This is a genomic window from Pseudomonas hamedanensis (genome assembly GCF_014268595.2).
GTDB classification, from domain to species: Bacteria; Pseudomonadota; Gammaproteobacteria; order Pseudomonadales; family Pseudomonadaceae; genus Aquipseudomonas; species Aquipseudomonas hamedanensis.
In genome coordinates, this window is record NZ_CP077091.1 from 2,920,818 (window position 1) to 2,941,920 (window position 21,103).

At 59.6% G+C, this 21,103-nt stretch carries 14 protein-coding genes; 13 read left to right on the top strand and 1 reads right to left on the bottom strand.

The features are described from left to right. Window positions 1–85: 85 nt before the first annotated feature. The 13 genes from yaaA (at window position 86) to HU739_RS12765 (ending at window position 18,232) form a co-directional block, all read left to right on the top strand. The gene (gene yaaA, locus HU739_RS12705) at window positions 86–865 is read left to right on the top strand and encodes a peroxide stress protein YaaA (protein WP_186551311.1); all 780 of its coding nucleotides are present in this window, start codon (window positions 86–88) and stop codon (window positions 863–865) included. An 811-nt stretch (window positions 866–1,676) separates the two neighbouring features. Continuing rightward, entirely contained in the window at window positions 1,677–2,993 is a 1,317-nt protein-coding gene (locus tag HU739_RS12710; RefSeq protein WP_186551312.1) for a nucleotide sugar dehydrogenase, read from the top strand. Window positions 2,994–3,091: 98 nt separating this feature from the next. Further along, window positions 3,092–4,573, top strand: a complete 1,482-nt coding sequence (alg8, locus tag HU739_RS12715) for a mannuronan synthase (RefSeq protein ID WP_186551313.1) — start codon at window positions 3,092–3,094, stop codon at window positions 4,571–4,573. A 35-nt stretch (window positions 4,574–4,608) separates the two neighbouring features. After that, the gene (locus tag HU739_RS12720) at window positions 4,609–5,778 is read left to right on the top strand and encodes an alginate biosynthesis protein Alg44 (protein WP_186551314.1); all 1,170 of its coding nucleotides are present in this window, start codon (window positions 4,609–4,611) and stop codon (window positions 5,776–5,778) included. 9 nt (window positions 5,779–5,787) lie between these two features. Then, complete coding sequence (gene algK / locus HU739_RS12725) at window positions 5,788–7,293, top strand: alginate biosynthesis TPR repeat lipoprotein AlgK (protein ID WP_186551315.1); 1,506 nt, start codon at window positions 5,788–5,790, stop codon at window positions 7,291–7,293. Next, a complete protein-coding gene (locus HU739_RS12730) occupies window positions 7,290–8,771 on the top strand; it encodes an alginate export family protein (protein ID WP_186551316.1) in 1,482 nt (493 codons plus the stop codon). The genes algK and HU739_RS12730 overlap by 4 nt, the downstream gene beginning before the upstream one ends. A gap of 26 nt (window positions 8,772–8,797) precedes the next feature. After that, a complete protein-coding gene (gene algG, locus HU739_RS12735; protein ID WP_186551317.1) occupies window positions 8,798–10,384 on the top strand; it encodes a mannuronan 5-epimerase AlgG in 1,587 nt (528 codons plus the stop codon). Window positions 10,385–10,394: 10 nt separating this feature from the next. Next, on the top strand, window positions 10,395–11,861 hold the full coding sequence (locus tag HU739_RS12740) for an alginate O-acetyltransferase (protein WP_186551318.1): 1,467 nt from the start codon (window positions 10,395–10,397) through the stop codon (window positions 11,859–11,861). 8 nt (window positions 11,862–11,869) lie between these two features. After that, the gene (locus tag HU739_RS12745) at window positions 11,870–12,994 is read left to right on the top strand and encodes a mannuronate-specific alginate lyase (RefSeq protein ID WP_186551319.1); all 1,125 of its coding nucleotides are present in this window, start codon (window positions 11,870–11,872) and stop codon (window positions 12,992–12,994) included. 211 nt (window positions 12,995–13,205) lie between these two features. Continuing rightward, complete coding sequence (locus tag HU739_RS12750) at window positions 13,206–14,771, top strand: MBOAT family O-acyltransferase (protein WP_186551320.1); 1,566 nt, start codon at window positions 13,206–13,208, stop codon at window positions 14,769–14,771. Between the two features lie 10 nt (window positions 14,772–14,781). Continuing rightward, window positions 14,782–15,954 carry an alginate O-acetyltransferase gene (locus HU739_RS12755; RefSeq protein WP_186551321.1) on the top strand — a complete coding sequence of 391 codons (1,173 nt, stop codon included), beginning with the start codon at window positions 14,782–14,784 and terminating at the stop codon, window positions 15,952–15,954. Window positions 15,955–15,968: 14 nt separating this feature from the next. Continuing rightward, a complete protein-coding gene (locus tag HU739_RS12760; protein WP_186551322.1) occupies window positions 15,969–16,625 on the top strand; it encodes an alginate O-acetyltransferase AlgF in 657 nt (218 codons plus the stop codon). A gap of 155 nt (window positions 16,626–16,780) precedes the next feature. Further along, on the top strand, window positions 16,781–18,232 hold the full coding sequence (locus HU739_RS12765; protein ID WP_186551323.1) for a mannose-1-phosphate guanylyltransferase/mannose-6-phosphate isomerase: 1,452 nt from the start codon (window positions 16,781–16,783) through the stop codon (window positions 18,230–18,232). 78 nt (window positions 18,233–18,310) lie between these two features. On the opposite strand, the gene HU739_RS12770 is transcribed toward HU739_RS12765, so the two are convergent. Beyond that, window positions 18,311–21,016 (bottom strand): RHS repeat domain-containing protein, encoded by a 2,706-nt coding sequence (locus tag HU739_RS12770; RefSeq protein WP_186551324.1) that lies wholly within the window; start codon window positions 21,014–21,016, stop codon window positions 18,311–18,313. Window positions 21,017–21,103: the final 87 nt, after the last annotated feature.

A 21,103-nucleotide genomic window follows, 5' to 3' on the forward strand; every position in this document is an offset into this window, starting at 1 on the left:
GCCGTCGATCACCTATGGACTTGATAGCTGGAGTCAACCCGGCCAACCCCCTAGAATCGCCCCCACGATTAAAGGAGACGACTTCATGCTGATGGTGATTTCCCCCGCCAAGACCCTCGATTACGAAACACCGCCGGCGACCCAGCGCTTTACCCAGCCGCAGTACCTCGACCATTCCCAGGAGCTGATCCAGCAACTGCGCGAACTGAGCCCGGCGCAAATCAGCGAGCTGATGCACGTGTCCGACAAGATCGGCGGCCTCAACGCCGCGCGTTTCGGCAGCTGGACGCCGGCGTTCACCTCGGAGAACGCCAAGCAGGCACTGCTGGCATTCAAGGGCGACGTTTACACCGGTCTCGATGCGCAATCATTCAGCGAAGCCGAGTTCGATTACGCGCAGAAACACCTGCGCATGCTTTCAGGTCTCTATGGCCTGTTGCGCCCGCTTGACCTGATGCAGCCTTATCGTCTGGAGATGGGCACCAAACTGGCCAATGCACGCGGCAAGGATCTGTACGCGTTCTGGGGCACGCGCATCAGCGAATGGCTCAATGAAGCGCTGGCCGATCAAGGCGACGATGTCCTGCTCAACCTTGCTTCCAACGAATACTTTTCAGCGGTCAAGCGTAGCGCCTTGAACGCGCGGATCATCAACACCGAGTTCAAGGACCAGAAGAACGGCCAGTACAAGATCATCAGCTTCTACGCGAAAAAGGCCCGCGGCTTGATGAGCCGTTTCGTGATTCAGGAAAAAATCAACGATCCGGCCCACCTCAAGCAGTTCGACATGCAGGGTTATCGCTACAGCGCCGAACAGTCGAAACCCGACAATCTGGTGTTTCTGCGCGACCACGCCCCCGAATAAAGCATGCCGTTTGCACGACTCTTTTCAGCAAGAGTCGTGCACCGCGCACGATGTCAGAAATTCCCCGCCGCATTTCGCCAGTTTAATGGCGCCAAAAAAACCTCCCTGTTTTTTCTAAGATTAGTTTCACTCGACACTCGTCAGTTTTTTCAGTAGTGGCACCAAAATTTTTTTCAGGTAGTGGCACAAAACTATCTAGCGCATTTTAAGGCCCGAAACTAAAGGGCGAAAGCGAGCGTGCTATCAATTTGAAAGCAGTGCCATCTTTACCAATATTTCAAAAAATTTCAGTTGGCACGATGAGCGGACAGGAACTATGTCCAAATGCGTAGCTCATACCACCGGTAACGATTCTCGGCGAGTATGTACGAGATAACTTACGCGGAGCAGATAGCCATGTAACCAAGTTGCCACAGCAACTTGACTACGTGACTAACGGGTCTCAAAACGAAACGATGGGCAGGAGATACGCACCATTGATATCCCCTACAAAGGCCATGGTCGTACCCCTTTAAATGTGCTCGCCTGAGCACTGAACCGCTTGATTTACAGGGATTTTCATCCCCGCATCAAGCGTGCAAGACGATTGCACAAGAGTCTTCCGAAAAGAAGATCCGCTGCATAACAGGGCAAGTCATAACTATAAGGCCTGGTTGCGCACATCTTGAGTGCACTTATTTAGACACTCGAAACTTAGTATGCCTGCACACGGCATTGTGGCGCCTGTAAGCCACAGTTTCGGGTGCACTAGTGTCCGCTGAACACCATTAACTCCGGCCTCTTTGGCCTGATATATACAGAGGTAATTGCGATGCGCATCAGCATATTTGGTTTGGGTTACGTTGGCGCAGTATGTGCCGGTTGCCTGTCTGCACGGGGCCATGACGTAGTTGGCGTCGATGTTGCCAAAGACAAGATCGACATGATCAACGCCGGTAAATCGCCGATTGTTGAACCGGGCCTGGGAGAACTTCTGCAACAAGGAATCCAGACCGGTCGTCTGCGCGGTACGACCAACTTCGCCGAGGCGATTCGTGATACCGACCTGTCGATGATTTGCGTCGGCACGCCGAGCAAAAAGAACGGCGACCTGGAACTGAACTACATCGAAGCGGTATGCCGCGAGATCGGTTTCGTCCTGCGTGAAAAAACCACTCGCCACACCATCGTCGTGCGCAGCACCGTCCTGCCGGGCACCGTGGCCAACGTGGTCATCCCGATTCTCGAAGACTGCTCGGGCAAAAAAGCCGGCGTCGACTTCGGCGTTGCGGTCAACCCTGAGTTCCTGCGTGAATCCACCGCCATCGCCGACTACGACCAGCCGCCGATGACTGTGATCGGTGAGTTCGACACCGCCTCGGGCGACGTTCTGCAATCGCTGTACGAAGAGCTCGACGCACCGATCATCCGCAAGGACATCGCCGTTGCCGAGATGATCAAGTACACCTGCAACGTCTGGCACGCCACCAAAGTGACCTTCGCCAACGAGATCGGCAACATCGCCAAAGCGGTCGGCGTCGATGGCCGTGAAGTGATGGAAGTGGTCTGCCAGGACAAGACGCTGAACCTGTCCCAGTACTACATGCGCCCGGGCTTCGCCTTCGGCGGTTCGTGCCTGCCAAAAGACGTGCGCGCCCTGACCTACCGAGCCGGTTCCCTGGACGTCGAAGCGCCGCTGCTCAACTCGCTGATGCGCAGTAACGAATCGCAAGTGCAGAACGCCTTCGACATCGTTGAAAGCCATGAAAAACGCAAAGTCGCCCTGCTCGGCCTGAGCTTCAAGGCCGGCACCGACGACCTGCGCGAAAGCCCGCTGGTGGAACTGGCCGAGATGCTGATCGGCAAAGGCTACGACCTGAGCATCTACGACAGCAACGTCGAGTACGCCCGTGTCCACGGTGCGAACAAGGACTACATCGAATCGAAGATTCCGCACGTGTCGTCTTTGCTCAATTCGGACTTCGACTCGGTGATCGACAACTCCGACGTGATCATCCTCGGCAACCGCGACGAGAAATTCCGTGCGCTGGCCCAGGAAGCGCCGCAGGGCAAGCAAGTCATCGACCTGGTGGGCTTCATGTCCAAGGCCACCAGCGCCGGTAGCCGCACCGAAGGTATCTGCTGGTAAAGCAGCCCTGAGCGACAAGCCTCGAGCTGCAAGCCAAAGCGTTTCGCTTGCAGCTTGCGGCTTGCGGCTTGAAGCCTTCTCACCTTCGGATGACGGTTATGACCAAGCTCAAACATTTTTTTCTGCAATCAGCCGGCTGGCTTTTTTATCTCAGTCTGCTGATGGGCCTGGCCTTGATGCTGCCCACGTCCACATTCGACGCCGAGTCGAAGGACTTCATTTTCCTGATTGGCGCCGTGGGTATCTGGCGCTACTCGATGGGTGCAACGCACTTTGTGCGCGGCATGATTTTTCTTTACATCGTTTACCCGCACCTGCGCCGCAAAGTGCGCAAGCTGGGTAAAGCGGCCGACCCGTCGCATGTGTTTCTGATGGTCACCAGCTTTCGTATCGACGCGCTGACCACAGCGCAGGTCTACAGCTCGGTGATCCGCGAAGCCATCGACTGCGAACTGCCGACCACCATTGTCTGCTCGATCGTGGAAATGTCCGACGAGTTGCTGGTCAAGGCGCTGTGGGCGCGGATGAATCCGCCGGAGCGGGTCAAGCTCGATTTCGTGCGCATTCCCGGCACCGGCAAGCGCGATGGTCTGGCCTTCGGTTTCCGCGCCATCTCCCGCCACCTGCCGGACGACCGTGCCGTGGTGGCCGTGATCGACGGCGACACTGTGCTCGGCGAAGGCGTCGTGCGCAAGACCGTGCCGTGGTTCCAGCTGTTCGGCAACGTCGGTGGCCTGACCACCAACGAATTCTGCGAAGTGCGCGGCGGCTACATCATGAGCGAATGGCACAAGCTGCGTTTCGCCCAGCGCCACATCAACATGTGCTCGATGGCCCTGTCCAAGCGCGTGCTGACCATGACCGGTCGTATGTCGGTGTTCAAAGCGTCCGTAGTGACCAACCCGGAATTCATCGCCGACGTCGAAAGCGACTCGCTGCAGCACTGGCGTCTGGGCCGCTTCAAGTTCCTCACCGGCGACGACAAGTCGAGCTGGTTCAGCCTGATGCGCCTGGGCTACGACACCTTTTACGTGCCGGACGCGGCGATCAACACTGTTGAACACCCGCCGGAAAAGAGCTTCATCAAGGCCAGTCGCAAGCTGATGTTCCGCTGGTACGGCAACAACCTGCGCCAGAATTCGCGCGCGCTGGGCCTGGGTATCCGCCGTCTCGGTGCGTTCACTTCGGTGGTGCTGTTTGATCAGCGCGTGTCGATGTGGACCTCGCTGCTCGGCCTGACCGTGGCAATCATCGCCAGCTTCAAGTACGGCACCGCGTTCATCCTGGTGTACCTGCTGTGGATCGGCATCACCCGCCTGATCCTGACGCTGCTGCTGTCGTGCTCCGGTCACCGCATCGGCCCGGCTTATCCGGCGATTCTGTATTACAACCAGATCGTTGGCGCGCTGGTGAAGATCTACGTGTTCTTCCGTCTCGACCAACAGTCCTGGACTCGCCAACCGACCGCCCTGACCCGTGATCTCGCCAGCTTTCAACGTTGGTTCAACACCTGGTCGTCTCGGACCATGACCTTCTCCGCCGGCAGCATTTTTGTCGCCGTGTTGCTGATGATGGTCTGAACCGCCCCTATTGAATTAACAAGGAAATCGCCCCTATGAATACCGCCGTGAACGTCAACGTAGTGCATGAATCCGAAGCCCAGCGCCAACACGCCCGGGTCAAAATCCCGGCCAAGCTGCGCTTTTTCGGTCCTGACCGCACGCCGGTCGAAGCTCGGGTCATCGACCTGTCTGCCGGTGGTCTGGCGTTCAACGCCGGGCAGCTGCAGTTGACGGTCGGCCAGGTGTACAAGGCGCGCCTGCAATTTGTCATCGACAACCTCGGCATCGCCATGGACGTCGAGCTGCAAGTGCGCTCCTTTGATCGCCAGACCGGCCGCACCGGTTGCCAGTTCCAGAACCTGGAGCCGCAGGACATTTCCACCCTGCGCCACCTGATCACTTCGCACCTGGCCGGCGACATCGTCAGCATCGGCGAAGTACTGGCGACCTTGCAGCGCGACAACTTCACCAAGGCGCGCAAGAACAAGGACAGCGGCAATGGCATGACCGCGTTCGGACGCCTGAAAGCGGTGACCTTCAGCGCCGGCATTTTCGCCGTCGGTCTGGTGGCGGCCGGTTTCATTTTCAAGTCGGTGTACGGCATGTACTTCGTCAGCCACGCCCAGGCCGGTCTGGTCAGCGTGCCGGGCATGAACATCACCATGCCCCGCGACGGCACCGTGCAGAGCCTGATCAAGTCGGACGGCGTCGCCGCCAAAGGCGCCCCGCTGGCAACCTTCAGCACCAGCATGCTCGACGTCCTCAAGGGTCATCTGGCGGAAGATCAACTGGCCCCGGCCAAGGTTGAAGAACTGTTCGGCAAACAAATGACCGGCACCCTGACTTCGCCGTGCGACTGCACCGTGGCCCAGCAACTGGTGGCTGACGGTCAGTACGCGAGCAAGGGCGACGTGATCTTCCAGCTGGTGCCGCGCAACACTCAAGCGACTGTTGATGCGCGCTTCTCCTATCGCCAGTTCGGCGACGTGCGTCCGGGCACCCCGGTGAGCTTCCAGATCGCCGGCGAAGACAAGACCCGAACCGGCAAGATCGTCAGCAGCAGCAGCCTGAAGAGCGCCGACCTGTCTTCCGACATCCGTGTGCAGATCCAGCCTGACGAGCCGCTGGACAGCAGCTTCGCCGGCCGCCCGGTGGAAGTGAACAGCGACCGTGGCCCGAACCTGAACTGGCTGATCGACAAAGCCATGGCTGCCGGTCTTTAAGTCGAGGACATGCCTGTGACTACTCATAACTTGAACACACCGCCGACCCTGTGGGAGCGAGCCTGCTCGCGAAAGGATCGCCGTGGTGTGTCTGATGTACCGAGTCGCTTGCATCGCGAGCAGGCTCACTCCTACATTGGGACGGTGTGTGCCTTGGCGCTGGCAGTGTCTCTGGCCGGTTGCGCCGGTCTGCCCGATCAGCGTCTGGCCAACGAAGCGCTCAAGCGTGGCGACACCGCCACTGCGGCGCAGAACTACCAGCAACTCGCCGAGCTGGGCTACAGCGAAGCGCAAGTGGGCCTGGCCGATATCCAGGTCGACAGCCGCGACCCGGCGCAGATGAAACAGGCCGAAGCGACTTACCGCGCCGCCGCCAGTGTTTCGCCGCGCGCCCAGGCCCGTCTCGGTCGCTTGCTCGTGGCCAAACCGGGCGCCACCGAAGCCGAGCACCACGAAGCCGAAACCCTGCTGAAAAAAGCTGCCGCCAACGGCGAAGGCAATACGTTGATCCCGCTGGCGATGCTCTATTTGCAGTACCCGCACAGCTTCCCCAACGTCAACGCCCAGCAGCAAATCGATCAGTGGCGCAAGGCCGGTTACCCGGAAGCCGGTCTGGCCCAAGTGCTGCTGTATCGCACCCAGGGCACTTACGATCAGCACCTGGATGACGTGGAAAAAATCTGCAAGGCCGCGCTCACCACCACCGACATCTGCTATGTCGAACTGGCCACGGTCTATCAGAAACGCGGCCAACCCGAGCAACAGGCCGAGCTGATCAAGCAGATGCAGGCCGGTTACAGCCGTGGCACCGTCACTGCGCAACGGGTCGATTCCGTGGCCCGCGTGCTGGCTGATTCGACCCTGGGCAAGACCGACGAGAAAACCGCGCAGTCGCTGCTCGAGCCGATCGCTCCGGGCTACCCGGCGTCATGGGTCACCCTTGCGCAACTGCTCTACGACTTCCCCGAACTGGGCGATGTCGACCAGATGATGAAGTACCTGGACAACGGCCGTGCCGCCGATCAGCCGCGCGCCGAGCTGTTGCTGGGCAAGGTTTACTACGAAGGCAAAGTGGTTCCGGCAGATGCCAAAGTCGCCGAGGAACATTTCCAGAAAGCCGTTGGCCGTGAGGTCGCTGCCGACTATTACCTCGGCCAGATTTACCGCCGTGGTTACCTGGGCAAGGTCTATCCGCAGAAGGCCCTCGATCATCTGCTGACGGCTGCGCGCAACGGCCAGAACAGCGCCGATTTCGCCATCGCCCAGCTGTTTTCCCAAGGCAAGGGCACCAAGCCCGACCCGCTGAACGCCTACGTGTTCAGCCAATTGGCCAAGGCGCAAAACACCCCGCAAGCCGATGAACTGGCGGCCACGCTTGAGGCGCAATTGCCGCCCGAGCGCCTGCCCGAAGCCCGCCGCCTGCTGCAACAAGAGCAAGCCAGCCGCGGCGCCCTGAACCCGAACACGCTGCAACTGCACGCCCTGCAAGAAGAAGACGGCGAGGAAAAATTATGAAGTTGAATCCATTTGTGAAGGCTGGCATTGGCCTCACGTTCGCGCTGATCTGGTCTTGCCCGACACTCGCCGCGATGACTGAAAGCAAGAACTTCGGCCTGGAAGTGAAACTCACCGGCCAGTCCGAAGACGACCGCGACCTCGGCACCGCCCGTGGCGGCGACGTCAATGGCGTCGGCCTCGACCTGCGTCCGTGGGTCTACGGCGAAAGCGGCGCGTGGAGCGCCTACGCCATGGGCCAGGCCGTGACCTCGACCGACATCATCGAGACCGACACCCTGCAACAATCCGACGGTGCGCAAGCCACCGACAGCGGTGATCGCGAAACCAAGAAAAACTACCTGGCGATGCGCGAGTTCTGGGTCGGCTACAGCGGCTTCACGCCCTACCCCGGCGAGATCCTCAAGTTCGGTCGCCAGCGCCTGCGCAATGACGACGGCCAATGGCGCGACACCAACATCGAAGCGCTGAACTGGACCTTCGACACCACCCTGCTGCGTGCCAACGCCGGTGTCGCCGAGCGCTTCAGCGAATACCGCACCGACTTGAAAGAGCTGGCGCCGAAAGACAAGGATCGTCTGCACGCCTACGCCGATGCGGCCTATCAGTGGACGCCGGGCCAGTGGGTCGGCATTCGTGGTCATCACACCCACGATGACGGCAAACTCGATTACGCCGAGCCGGGCGTCCCGCGCGACTCGCTGGACAAGACCGAGAACGGCGACATCAGCTGGATCGGTCTGACCGCCGACAGCGACGCCTACAACTGGCGCAACACCAACACCGTCAACTACTGGGGCAGCATCACCGGCATGAGCGGCGACCGCGACACGGTCAACGCGCTGAACGCCGATGGCAGCCGCCCTGCACAGGCCAAACGCAGTGATGACATCAGCGGCTGGGCGGCCGATGTCGGCGTGCGTCTGCGCCTCGATCCGCAATGGCAAGTCGGCGGTGCCTATGCCCGCGCCAGTGCCGACTACGAACAGAACGGTCTGGAGAGCAACCGCTCCAACTACACCGGCACCCGTTCGCGCGTGCACCGTTTCGGCGAAGCGTTCCGTGGCGAAATGAACAACATGCAGACCGCCACCCTGTTCGGTTCGTGGATGGTCAACGACGAGTACGACGCCAGCCTGATCTACCACAAGTTCTGGCGTGTCGACGGCAACAAGCCGGTGGGCAGCAACGGCATCAACGCCGTGAAAAACAACACCGACGACGTCACCGGCGCGATCCTCTCCAGCACCTCGCTGCCGCTTGAAGACGGCAACAAGGACCTGGGTCAGGAGATGGACCTGGTGGTCACCAAGTACTTCAAGCAAGGCCTGTTGCCGGCGGCGTTGAGCCAGTCGATCGACGAGCCTTCGGCGCTGGTGCGCTTCCGTGGCGGTGTGTTCAAACCGGGCGATGCCTATGGCAGCCAGGTGGATTCGTACATGCACCGTGCGTTCATCGACGTGATCTGGCGCTTCTGATGCGAGCCGCCAAGGGAGTGCCCGACATGATCAGCACCCGGACAGGCTCACTCAGCCTGCTGGCCGGCGCGATGCTGCTGGCCAGCGCTGGCGCCTTCGCCAACGTTGAGGCCGCTGCGCCTCAACCAGGCAAGCCCGCGACCATGACCAAAGAGCTGCAGCAGGCCAAGACTTACACGGTCAGCAGTGCACCGACCGAAGCGCTGGAACTGGCCAAGCCGAAACTGCCCGACCTTTCCGGTTACACCGCCGAGGCCGCGGCCGCGAAGATCGTACGCAGCAAAGCGGGCAAGATCAGCGTGCGCCGGATGATGCAGGAAAACGCCCTGAAGGACTTCATCGGCGGCGATAACAAGATGGCCGAATGGGTGGTGCGTCAGCACGGCATCCCGCAGGCGATCTTCATCGACGACGGCTACATGAACCTCAAGGATCTGGCGAAAAAACTGCCCAAGCAGTATTTCAGCGAGACCTCGCCGGGCGTGTACCTGGCCCGACTGCCGATCGTGGTCGGCGAGAAAGGCATCCTCGACATCGACGGTCAGACTCAGGAACTGCGCCTCTCGCAAGAGGCCGGTGCATTCCTGGTCAACGACGGCCAGCTGTTTGTGCGTGACACCAAAGTCACTGGCTGGCGCGAGAAGGACAACGGCCCGGCAACCTTCCGCTCGCCGAAGGAATTCCGCCCGTTCCTGCTCGCCTGGGGCGGCACGCAGACCTACATCGTCAACAGCAAGATGGCCAGCTTCGGCTACGCCAACAGTAAGTCGTACGGGGTGAGTATTTCCCAGTACACGCCGAACATGGCCAAAGTTCTCAAGCGTCCCGAGCCGACCGGCTGGATCGTCGGCTCCGAGTTCTCGGACATGTGGTACGGCTTCTACTGCTACGAAACCAGCGACTTCGTGGTCAAGGGCAGCACCTACAAAGACAACATCGTCTACGGCATCGACCCGCATGACCGCTCGCACCGCCTGATCATTGCCGAGAACACCGTTTACGGCACGAAGAAGAAGCACGGGATCATTATTTCCCGTGAGGTCAACGACAGCTTCATCTTCAACAACAAGAGTTTCGACAACAAGTTGTCGGGCCTGGTGATCGACCGTAACAGCGTCAACAACATCATTGCCTACAACGAGATCTACAAGAACCACACCGACGGCATCACCCTTTACGAGTCCGCCGACAACCTGCTGTGGGGCAACAAGGTCATCAGCAACCAGCGCCACGGCATCCGTATTCGTAACAGCGTGAACATCCGCCTCTACGAAAACATTGCCATGGCCAACGGCCTGACCGGCGTCTACGGCCACATCAAGGACCTGACCGATACCGACCGTGACATCAAGCTCGACCCGTTCGATGCCCAAGTGTCGCTGATCGTCGTCGGCGGTGAACTGGCGGCCAATGGCAGCGGCCCGCTGTCGATCGACTCGCCGTTGAGTGTCGAGCTGTACCGCGTATCGATGCTGGCGCCGACCAAATCCAGCGGCATCAGCTTCAACGGCATCCTCGGCGAGCGCCAGGATGAAATTCTCGACCTGCTGGTGCGCCAGCAGAAAGCCGTGCTGATCGACCCTGTCGAACGCCAGACCGAAATGCAGGACTGAGGATAACTTTATGCACCCACACATGATCAAACTGCTCAGCCTCTCGGCCCTGACCCTTGGCATTCTCGCCGCCGGCAATGCGCGCGCCGACGCTGGCGGTGCAACTGCCGCGCCACCGAAATTCACCGCCGAGCCATGCTGCAACCTGTGCCCGGCGGCCCATGACGCGAAGAACTACACCACGCGTTATCAGCAGAACTTCACCACCCTGGTGCAGGCGCAAGGCGACTGGCTGTTCCGCACCCAGGAAGACCTGCGCACCGAGTTCAACACCACTGCGGCCGGCTACAAGCGCCTGCAACAGCTGCACGATGCATTCAAGAGCAAAGGCGTCGAGCTGGTGATTGTCTACCAGCCGACCCGTGGCCTGGTGAACCGCAACAAGCTCAACCCGCAGGAAAAAGCCGCGTTCGATTACGACAAAGCGCTGAGCAACTACAAGACCATGCTCGGCCGTTTCGCCCAGATGGGTTACGTGGTGCCGGACCTGTCGCCGCTGACCAACGAATCGCTGCCGGAGACCCTGCCCGCTCACGATTTCTACTTCCGCGGCGACCAGCACTGGACGCCATACGGGGCCCAGCGCACGGCGAAAATCGTCGCCGAGAAGGTCAAGCAGATCCCGGCCTTCGCCGACATTCCCAAGCGTGAGTTCGAGACCAAGCGCTCCGGGCGCATGGGCAAGACCGGCACCCTGCATAACATGGCCGGGCAACTGTGCGGCACCAGCTACGCGATCCAGTACATGGACCAGTTCACCACCGAGCCGAAAGGCGAGGCAGGCGACGGCGACCTGTTCGGCGATTCGGGCAACCCGCAAATCACCTTGGTCGGCACCTCGCACAGCGGCAAGAACTACAACTTCGCCGGCTTCCTGGAAGAAGCCATCGGCGCCGATATTCTCAACGTTGCTTTCCCCGGCGGCGGTTTCGAAGGTTCGATGCTGCAGTACCTGGGCAGCGAAGAATTTCAGAAAACCCCGCCGAAAATTCTCATCTGGGAATTCTCGCCGCTGTATCGCCTCGACCAGGAAACCATCTATCGCCAGATGATGGCGCTGCTCGATAACGGCTGCGAAGGCAAAGATGCACAAATGTCCGGCAGCGCCACGCTGAAGCCGGGCAGCAAACAGGAACTGATGGTCAACAGCAAAAACCTCAACCTGCAGAACGGCAACCATCAGGTCGACATCCGCTTCGCCGACACGTCGGTGAAAACCCTGCAAGCCACCCTCTGGTACATGAACGGTCGCCACGAGGACATCAAGATCGAGAAACCGGAAACCTCCGACACCGACGGTCGTTTCGCCTTTGAGCTGCGCACGGACGAAGACTGGGCCTCGCAAAACCTGCTGGCCGTTGAAGTCCAGGGGCCTGAAGCCAAGCCCGGCGCCGCGCCACAAAAAGTCGAAGCGAAAATCTGCAAACGCAACGTATTCCCGGGCGCAGGTCAACAGACCGCGCAGCTCGGGCAATGAGGTCTGCTATGCGAAATCGAACGATCAAACACCTGCTTGCGCCTTCCCTGCTGACCCTGGCGATGTTCGCCGGGGCTACCCAGGCCGCCGCGCCATTGCGTCCACCGCAGGGCTACTTTGCACCGGTGGATAAATTCAAGACCGGCGACAAGAGCGAAGGCTGCGACGCGATGCCGACGCCCTACACCGGTCCGCTGCAATTTCGCAGCAAATACGAAGGTTCGGACAAGGCACGCGCAACGCTGAACGTGCAGTCGGAAAAAGCCTTCCGCGACACCACCAAGGACATCACTACGCTGGAGCGCGGCACCGCCAAGCGCGTCATGCAATTCATGCGCGACGGTCGCCCGGAGCAGCTCGACTGCACGCTCGACTGGCTGACCGCGTGGGCCAAGGCCGATGCGTTGATGTCGAAAGACTTCAACCACACCGGCAAGTCGATGCGCAAATGGGCGCTGGGCAGCATGGCGTCCTCCTACCTTCACCTGAAGTTCTCCGACTCGCATCCACTGGCCGAGCATCAGCAGCAAGCGCAGCTGATCGAGGCCTGGTTCAGCAAAATGGCCGATCAGGTGGTCAGCGACTGGGACAACCTGCCGCTGGAAAAAACCAACAACCACTCGTACTGGGCTGCCTGGTCGGTGATGGCGACCGCCGTCGCGACCAATCGTCGCGACCTGTTTGACTGGGCCGTGAAGGAATACAAGGTCGGCGTCAATCAAGTCGATGCCGACGGCTACCTGCCCAACGAACTCAAGCGTCAGCAACGCGCCCTCGCCTATCACAACTACGCCCTGCCGCCGCTGGCGATGATCGCCAGTTTCGCCCAGGTCAACGGTGTCGATTTGCGTCAGGAAAACAACGGCGCGCTCAAGCGTCTGGGTGATCGGGTGTTGTCTGGGGTGAAAGACCCGGACGCGTTCGAAGAGAAAAACGGCAAGAAACAGGACATGACCGATCTCAAAGAGGACATGAAATTCGCCTGGCTCGAACCGTACTGCACCCTCTACACCTGTGCACCGGATGTGCTTGAGAAGAAGCGCGACATGCAGCCGTTCAAGACTTTCCGCCTCGGCGGCGACCTGACCAAGGTCTACGACCCGTCCCATGAAAAGGGCAACAAGGGTTCCTGAAAACATTGATGGCTGATCGTTCCCACGCTCCGCGTGGGAATGCAGCCCGGGACGCTCCGCGTCCCATGCCGAAGCGGACGCAGAGCGTCCAATGAGGCATTCCCGCGCAGAGCGTGGGAACGAGCGCACGACCGTTTTGCCCCTCCACTACCACGGGGGGTTTGGGGGGGCCTTGGCCCTTGACTGTTGATTCAAACATGGAGAGATCGGGATGGTATTTTCATCCAACGTGTTCCTGTTTCTGTTCTTGCCGATCTTTCTCGGCTTGTACTACTTGAGCGGGCAACGCTATCGCAATCTGCTGCTGCTGATCGCCAGCTACGTGTTCTACGCCTGGTGGCGGGTGGACTTCCTCGCGCTGTTCGCAGCGGTCACGCTGTGGAACTACTGGATCGGACTCAAAGTCGGTGCCGCCGGTGTCAGAACCAAACCGGCGCAGCGCTGGCTGTTGCTCGGCGTGGCGGTCGACCTGTGCATCCTCGGCTACTTCAAGTACGCCAACTTCGGTGTCGACAGCATCAACGCGATGATGACGTCGGTGGGTCTTGAGCCGTTCATCCTCACCCACGTGCTGCTGCCGATCGGTATTTCGTTCTACATCTTCGAATCGATCAGCTACATCATCGACGTGTACCGTGGCGATACGCCGGCAACGCGCAATCTGATCGACTTCGCGGCATTCGTGGCGATCTTCCCGCACCTGATTGCCGGCCCGGTCCTGCGTTTCCGCGATCTGGCCGACCAGTTCAACAACCGCACGCACACCCTCGACAAGTTCTCCGAGGGCTGCACGCGGTTCATGCAGGGCTTCATCAAGAAAGTTTTCATCGCCGACACCCTCGCCGTGGTCGCCGACCACTGCTTCGCCCTGCAGAACCCGACCACGGGCGATGCCTGGCTTGGCGCACTGGCGTACACCGCGCAGTTGTATTTCGACTTCTCCGGTTACAGCGACATGGCCATCGGCCTGGGCTTGATGATGGGTTTCCGCTTCATGGAAAACTTCAAGCAGCCGTACATCAGCCAGTCGATCACCGAGTTCTGGCGCCGCTGGCACATCAGCCTGTCGACCTGGCTGCGTGACTACCTGTACATCACCCTCGGCGGTAACCGTAAAGGCACGCTGATGACCTATCGCAACCTGTTCCTGACCATGCTGCTCGGTGGTCTGTGGCACGGCGCGAACATCACTTACATCATCTGGGGCGCCTGGCACGGCATGTGGCTGGCAATCGAGAAAGCGCTGGGGCTGAACACCTCGCCGCGCAGCCTCAACCCGATCCGCTGGGCGCTGACGTTCCTGCTGGTGGTGATGGGCTGGGTGATCTTCCGCGCCGAGAACCTGCACGTTGCCGGCCGCATGTACGGCGCAATGTTCAGCTTCGGCGACTGGTCGCTGTCGGAACTCAATCAGGCCAGCCTCACCGGTCTGCAAGTGGCAACCCTGGTGGTGGCTTACGTGACGCTGGCGTTCTTTGGCCTGCGTGACCTCTACACCAATCAGCCGCCCGCCAAGACCAAACCCGAAGTCAACGTCGAGGCCGATGGTCCTGCCACCGCGACCCCAGGAATGATCAAGGCAGCCCCCGGCGAAAACCCGGCGGCCATCCACGAGCCTGGCTACACCGTCGGCGTCGAAGCCCAGGTGCAGCCCGCCTACTGGACCGCTGACTGGTCGCGCTACGTGATGCGCGGGTTGATCCTGCTGCTGTTCATCGCCTCGATTCTCAAACTCTCGGCGCAAAGCTTCTCGCCGTTCCTTTACTTCCAGTTCTGAGGGATCTGACATGACCCGCTCATTACGCATCTTCTACATCGCCCTGTTTCTGGTGACGCTGTTGGTCCTCGGTCTGTGGTCGATTCGCAGCTTCTTCGGCTTCAGCACCAACGCCGACGCGACGGTGCTCAACGGCCGCTGGACCAAGGCTGTGGAGACCCATTACGACGAGGAATTCCCGATCAAGCGTCTGGGCACCAACCTCTGGGCCGCGCTGGATTTCAAACTGTTCAACGAAGGCCGTCCGGGTGTCGTGCTCGGTCGCGACCAGTGGCTGTACAGCGATGAAGAATTCAACCCGATCGTCAATGAAGAGCTGAACCTGCAAGGCAACTACGCGCTGGTCGAAGGCGTGCGCCAGACCCTGAAAGAGAAAGGCGTGAAACTGGTGATGGCGATCGTGCCGGCCAAGGTGCGTCTGTATCCGGAGCATCTGGATGAAGTGAAGCCTTCGAGCATTCACCAGAACCTCTATCAGGATTTCCACGCTCGAGTGGCAGCCGACAAGATCCTCGCCCCTGACCTGCTCGGCCCATTGCAACAGGCCAAGCAGAACGGCCAGCAAGTGTTCCTGCGCACCGACACCCACTGGACTCCAGAAGGCGCCGAAATCGCGGCCAATGCCCTGGCGAAAACCATCGCCGAGCAATCCCCGCTGAGCGGCGAGCCGCAGCGCTTCGTCACCACGCCGGCGGAGAAGGTCACGCACAAGGGCGACCTGCGTCTGTTCCTGCCGCTTGATCCGCTGTTCGAAAACATGATGCCGGCGCCTGAGCCTTTGCTGAAACGCAACACCGTTGCCGCCGAGCAACCTGCCGGTGACGACGCCCTGTTTGCTAACAGCGAAGTGCCGGTGGCGCTGATCGGCACCAGCTACAGCGCCAACCCCAACTGGAACTTCGTTGGTGCGCTGAAACAGGCGCTGCACAGCGACGTCGTCAACTACGCCGAAGACGGCCACGGCCCGATTCTGCCAATGCTCAGCTACCTGAAAAGCGATGACTTCAAGAACAGCCCGCCGCAAGTGCTGATCTGGGAGTTTCCTGAACGATATCTGCCTGTGAACAACGAAATCGGCGACGCCGACCCGCAGTGGGTCGCAGAGCTTAAACAAGCCGGCGCCCGCCAACAAAACGTAGCCATCAACACTAAATCCGAGACGCCCGATCGGGCGCAAAACTGAAAGAGAGGTACACCATGACTTTCACTACAACTCCTCGTCGTCTCGCTAAAAGCTTCGCACTGGTTGCTGGCCTCAGCGTGCTTTCCGTCCCGGCCTTCGCCGGCGGCGACGCCGCGCTGTACGGCCCGACCGCACCGAAAGGCTCGACCTTCGTGCGCATCTACAACGCCAGCAACGCTGAAGTCAGCGCCACCGTCGGCAGCACCAGCCTGAACGATGTTGCGCCATTGGCCAGCAGCGACTTCAGCTTTATGCCGGGCGGCGATTACAGCGCCAAGGTCGGCAGCCAGACCCTGCCTGTGAAACTCGCCGGTGACCACTACTACACCCTGGTCAACAACGCTTCCGGTGCGCCACAACTGATCGAAGAACCGCCCTTCAAGAACAAGCAGAAATCCCTGGTGCGCGTGCAGAACCTCAGCGACAAGCCACTGACCCTGAAAACCGCCGACGGCAAGACCGAAGTGGTGCCGAACGTCGCCGCCAAGGGCCGTGGCGAACGTGAAATCAACCCGGTGAAAGTCAGCCTGGCGCTGTACGAAGGCGACAAGAAAGTCGGCGACGTGAAACCGGTCGCCCTGGAGCGCGGTGAAGCAGCGGTGCTGTACGTCACCGGCACCGGCAGCAACCTGTCGCCAGTCTGGGTGAAACGCCCGGTGTCGACGCGCTAACCCTTTTCCCGAACTGACGCAGTAACCCTTGTGGGAGCGAGCTTGCTCGCGAAAGCGGTCCGACATTCAACATTCATGTCGACTGATACATCGCCTTCGGGGGCAAGCCCCCTCCCACAGGGCTCTAACCAAATTGATTTTATGGAGTAAACATTATGATTCCGGTGATCTTGTCAGGTGGTAGCGGTTCGCGTCTGTGGCCTCTTTCGCGCAAGCAGTTCCCCAAGCAATTTCTCGCCCTGACCGGCGAACACACGCTGTTCCAGCAAACCCTCGAACGCCTGGTGTTTGAAGGCATGGACACCCCGATCGTGGTCTGCAACAAGGATCACCGTTTTATCGTCAACGAGCAGTTGGCCAACCGCAATCTGGAATGCCAGCGCATCCTGATGGAGCCGTTCGGGCGCAACACCGCGCCGGCCGTGGCGCTGACCGCGATGATGCTGGTCAATGAAGGTCGCGACGAGTTGATGCTGGTGCTGCCGGCCGACCACGTACTGGAAGACCAGAAAGCCCTGCAACGCGCCCTCGCCCTGGCCACCGTCGCTGCCGAGAACGGCGAAATGGTGCTGTTCGGCGTGCCGGCAACCAAACCGGAAACCGGCTATGGCTACATCAAGTCCACTGCCGATTCGCTGCTGCCTGAAGGCGTCAGCCGGGTCGCGCACTTCGTGGAGAAGCCGGACGTCAAACGTGCCACCGAATACGTCGAATCCGGTGGCTACTACTGGAACAGCGGCATGTTCCTGTTCCGCGCCAGCCGCTTCCTCGAAGAGCTGAAAAAGCACGATCCGGACATCTACGACACCTGCCTGCTGACCCTTGAGCGCAGCCAGCAGGACGCCGACACCATCACCTTCGACGAAGCCACCTTCGCCTGCTGCCCGGACAATTCTATCGACTACTCGGTGATGGAAAAAACCCAGCGCGCCTGCGTCGTGCCGCTGACTGCCGGCTGGAGCGATGTCGGTTGCTGGTCGTCGCTGTGGGAAGTCAACGAGAAAGACGCCAACGGCAACGTCAGCAAAGGCGATGTGGTGATCCAGGACAGCAAGAACTGCATGATCCACGGCAACGGCAAACTGGTGTCGGTGATCGGTCTGGAAAACATCGTCGTGGTCGAAACCAAGGACGCGATGATGATTGCCCACAAGGACAAGGTCCAGGGCGTCAAGCAGATGGTCAACACCCTCAACGCCCAGGGCCGCAGCGAAACCCAGAACCACTGCGAAGTCTATCGTCCGTGGGGTTCCTACGACTCGGTGGACATGGGCGGGCGTTTCCAGGTCAAGCACATCTCGGTCAAACCGGGCGCGTGCCTGTCGCTGCAGATGCACCATCACCGCGCCGAACACTGGATCGTGGTCAGCGGCACCGCCGAAGTGACCTGCGACGACAACGTGTTTCTGCTCTGTGAAAACCAGTCGACCTACATCCCGATCGCCTCGGTGCATCGCCTGCGCAACCCGGGCAAGATCCCGCTGGAAATCATCGAAGTGCAATCGGGCAGCTACCTGGGCGAAGACGATATCGAACGCTTCGAAGACATCTACGGCCGCTCCACCCCGATCGAACGCGGCGTGTCGGTGAAAACCATCGCGCAGTAATCGCTCGCTGAAACAAGAAGCCCTCGTCCAGCCCGTTGCGTCCCCTATCCGCAGCGGGTTGGGCGGGGGCTTTTTTACTTAGCGCATCGGCCAATACACCTGTGTTTGCGTAGTAAATCTCTTGGGGTCCTCAGGGTCGAAATCCGGGGCTTTGAAAATATTCCCTTCCCCTCTCTTTTTATAAAAGTCATCTGCCCGAAAGACATCCCCCCCTTCAAAATCCGGAGTTGGAAAAGAATGCGGATCCTTGGGGTCGGCCGGAATCATTGGCACAAAGTCCGATATGAATGTATCCGAGAGGTCCATGCCCGCTTGTTGCAGAAACTGTAACGTGTGCATTTTCTGCTCCATGTGGGGCTTATAATGACCGCTCTTATTTTCGATGAATGCTATGCGTCCCTCATAAAGTGTCATCAGACCTGCATCCAGAACTCTGCCGCCACCAAAAGCACTGCTGTGGTGGACTTTATTATCCTGCCTTTTGAAAATCACAAGCTGTTTGTCATGCGGTGCTTCTTCGCTCCAGCCCAGTACATAATTCATTTGCGAATATTTCCAATTATCCGCGTTGGTCTTTTTGGGTGTTTCTCCCGTCAGAACTTTTCCTCGATGGATGAACTCGGCCGAAGAAGTTAAAAGGCTTGTTTCGCCTGAAGGCGAGGTTGCATATATACGCTTATCCTTTATCGAAACGGTGTGGGCCGCGCGTTCTTCTCGCGACATATAATGCACCCCTTGATACTGGCGAGAGGCTGGCCGTGTGCGTGACGGGTCTGAGATATTCTCAGCGACAAACTCAGCCCGACGCTTTATGCCCAACATGGGATGGACCAAGGCAGCGGGTCGCGTTTCGGGAAGCAGTACGTCACGGACGTGTCGCCATCTTTCACCGACCAGTCCTTCAGCATCCACTTTGCTGGCTGGGTTATTCGTAACCATTGCGAAAAAATTCAATCCATCCACCGCTCCGGCAGGATCCGGATTCAGCCATCGCTGCCATTCAGGCAGGTAATAGCGAAACCCATAGTAATAAAGCCCCGTTGCATCCCGCTCCTTGCCCGAATAGCGCACCGTTTTATAACTGACTTGCACGGCATCGCCGTCCACCCACGCGGTGCCGCCAAATGGGTAATAGGCTTCCCGCGAGATGATGCTGGCGTCCTGATCGAGCTCCAGCGTGATTGAACCTAGATGATCCGTCAGGCTGAAACGTTGTTGATTGTTGGCAAGCTGCTCCGGCCTTTTCGTCACCCAGTGCAACACTCGTACACTCCCGCGCCCGGTCTGCACGTCAATCACCTGCAGGTTTTCACCCGTGCCGCTATGGGTGCGTATTTCCAGACCTGGCAAATAAAGGGTTTCGATGAAATTGGTTTGCGATTTGCTCAGCAATGAACGGAGCTTGCGCACGCGTTTGCCTGCGGCGTCGTAGCTATAGCATTCGTTATCGTCAGCTCGCTCCGCTCTGTCATTGCGCACGACTGTGCGCACTTCGCTGAGTTGGTTTCGCAGGTTCCAATACAGTGCTTGTCCCGGTTGCAGACTGAGCAGATTGCCATTGCCGTCGAAACCGTTCCGAAAGTCTTCTTCGCTCGGTTCCACGCCTTCGCGTACGGGCAAACAGCGGTTGCTGCGGACATCGGCGACCAGCCGGTGGCCGGGGCTTTGCGCTCCGACGTGGGTCAGTTCAAGGAGATTGTTACCTTCGTCATAGCGGTAGGTCTGGCAGTAGTTAGCCAGACTGTCCGAGCGCTCGGACAGAGGGCCGTGAGTGGACGTCAGCGCCTCAAACCCGGTCGCCTTAATCAGTTGCGACAGCGTGTCGTAGACAAAACGGCGAGTCGGCTCGATACGCTGATTGGCGAAATAACGGATCGGCAGCGCCGCTTCTTCGATGCTCAGCACATTGCCGAGCGCATCGTACTCGAAACGCTGGTCCTGCAACGGTGCCTGCTGGCCGAGCCGGGACAGCAACCGTCGCAGCCGGCCGTTTTCAGCGTCGTATTCAAGAAGGGTCACTACGCCGTTACCCGCCACCTGTGTCTCAACCTGACCGGCAGCGTTGCGGGCAATGGCGCCGACCATCGGCAGCCACTGCGTGGTCCCACCCAAACGTAAATCCACGGCGGCCAATTCGCCGTCCAGCGAATGACTGAATCGCTGCTCGTTAGCCTGCGCATCGGTTTGCGACTGCACATTGCCCAGCGGGCTCATGCGCATGCGGGTGACGAAACCGGCAGTCGCCCCTGCGGTGAAACGGCGTTCCTGCTCCAACACCGCGCCGGTCAGTCCGTAATCGTTGAACAGTAGCGTGCCCGCCGAATCATCGTGGCGGATCAAGCGTCCACATTGGTTGCGTTCACCCAACGCTGCATCGCCATAGGCAAGCTGCTCAGTGATTGCTCCATTTTCGGTAATCGCAAGCGGTCTCGTCTGGTCGTCATACTCAAGCTTGCGCCAGGTGCCGCGGCCATCCCACTCCTCCAGCAACTGGCCACTCTCGCCCCATAAGCCGACACGCCATCCGGCATCGACCGAGAGTCTGCCCGTAACCTTCGCAGACAACGAGTTCACCGTGACCACATTCGGCTGCACTGCCTGCGCGAACCGTGGGTCCCACTGCGCAGTCATTCGACCGAGCGAATCATGGGCCACGCGATTGATCCGCGCCTGCGCGGGACGGCTGTCCTGACGCCAATAATCCACGGCACGAATCGTCAAGCGGCGTGGGTCGAAGGCTGTTACCTGTGGCGTAAGGCAATGAATGAGCATGGCTTGCGGCATTGTTGAGAGCTCCTCGGGCAACCCGCCCCTTGCAGATCCGGTCACGCACGCCGGGTCATGTCCGTTGATAGTCAATAATCTTTTCCT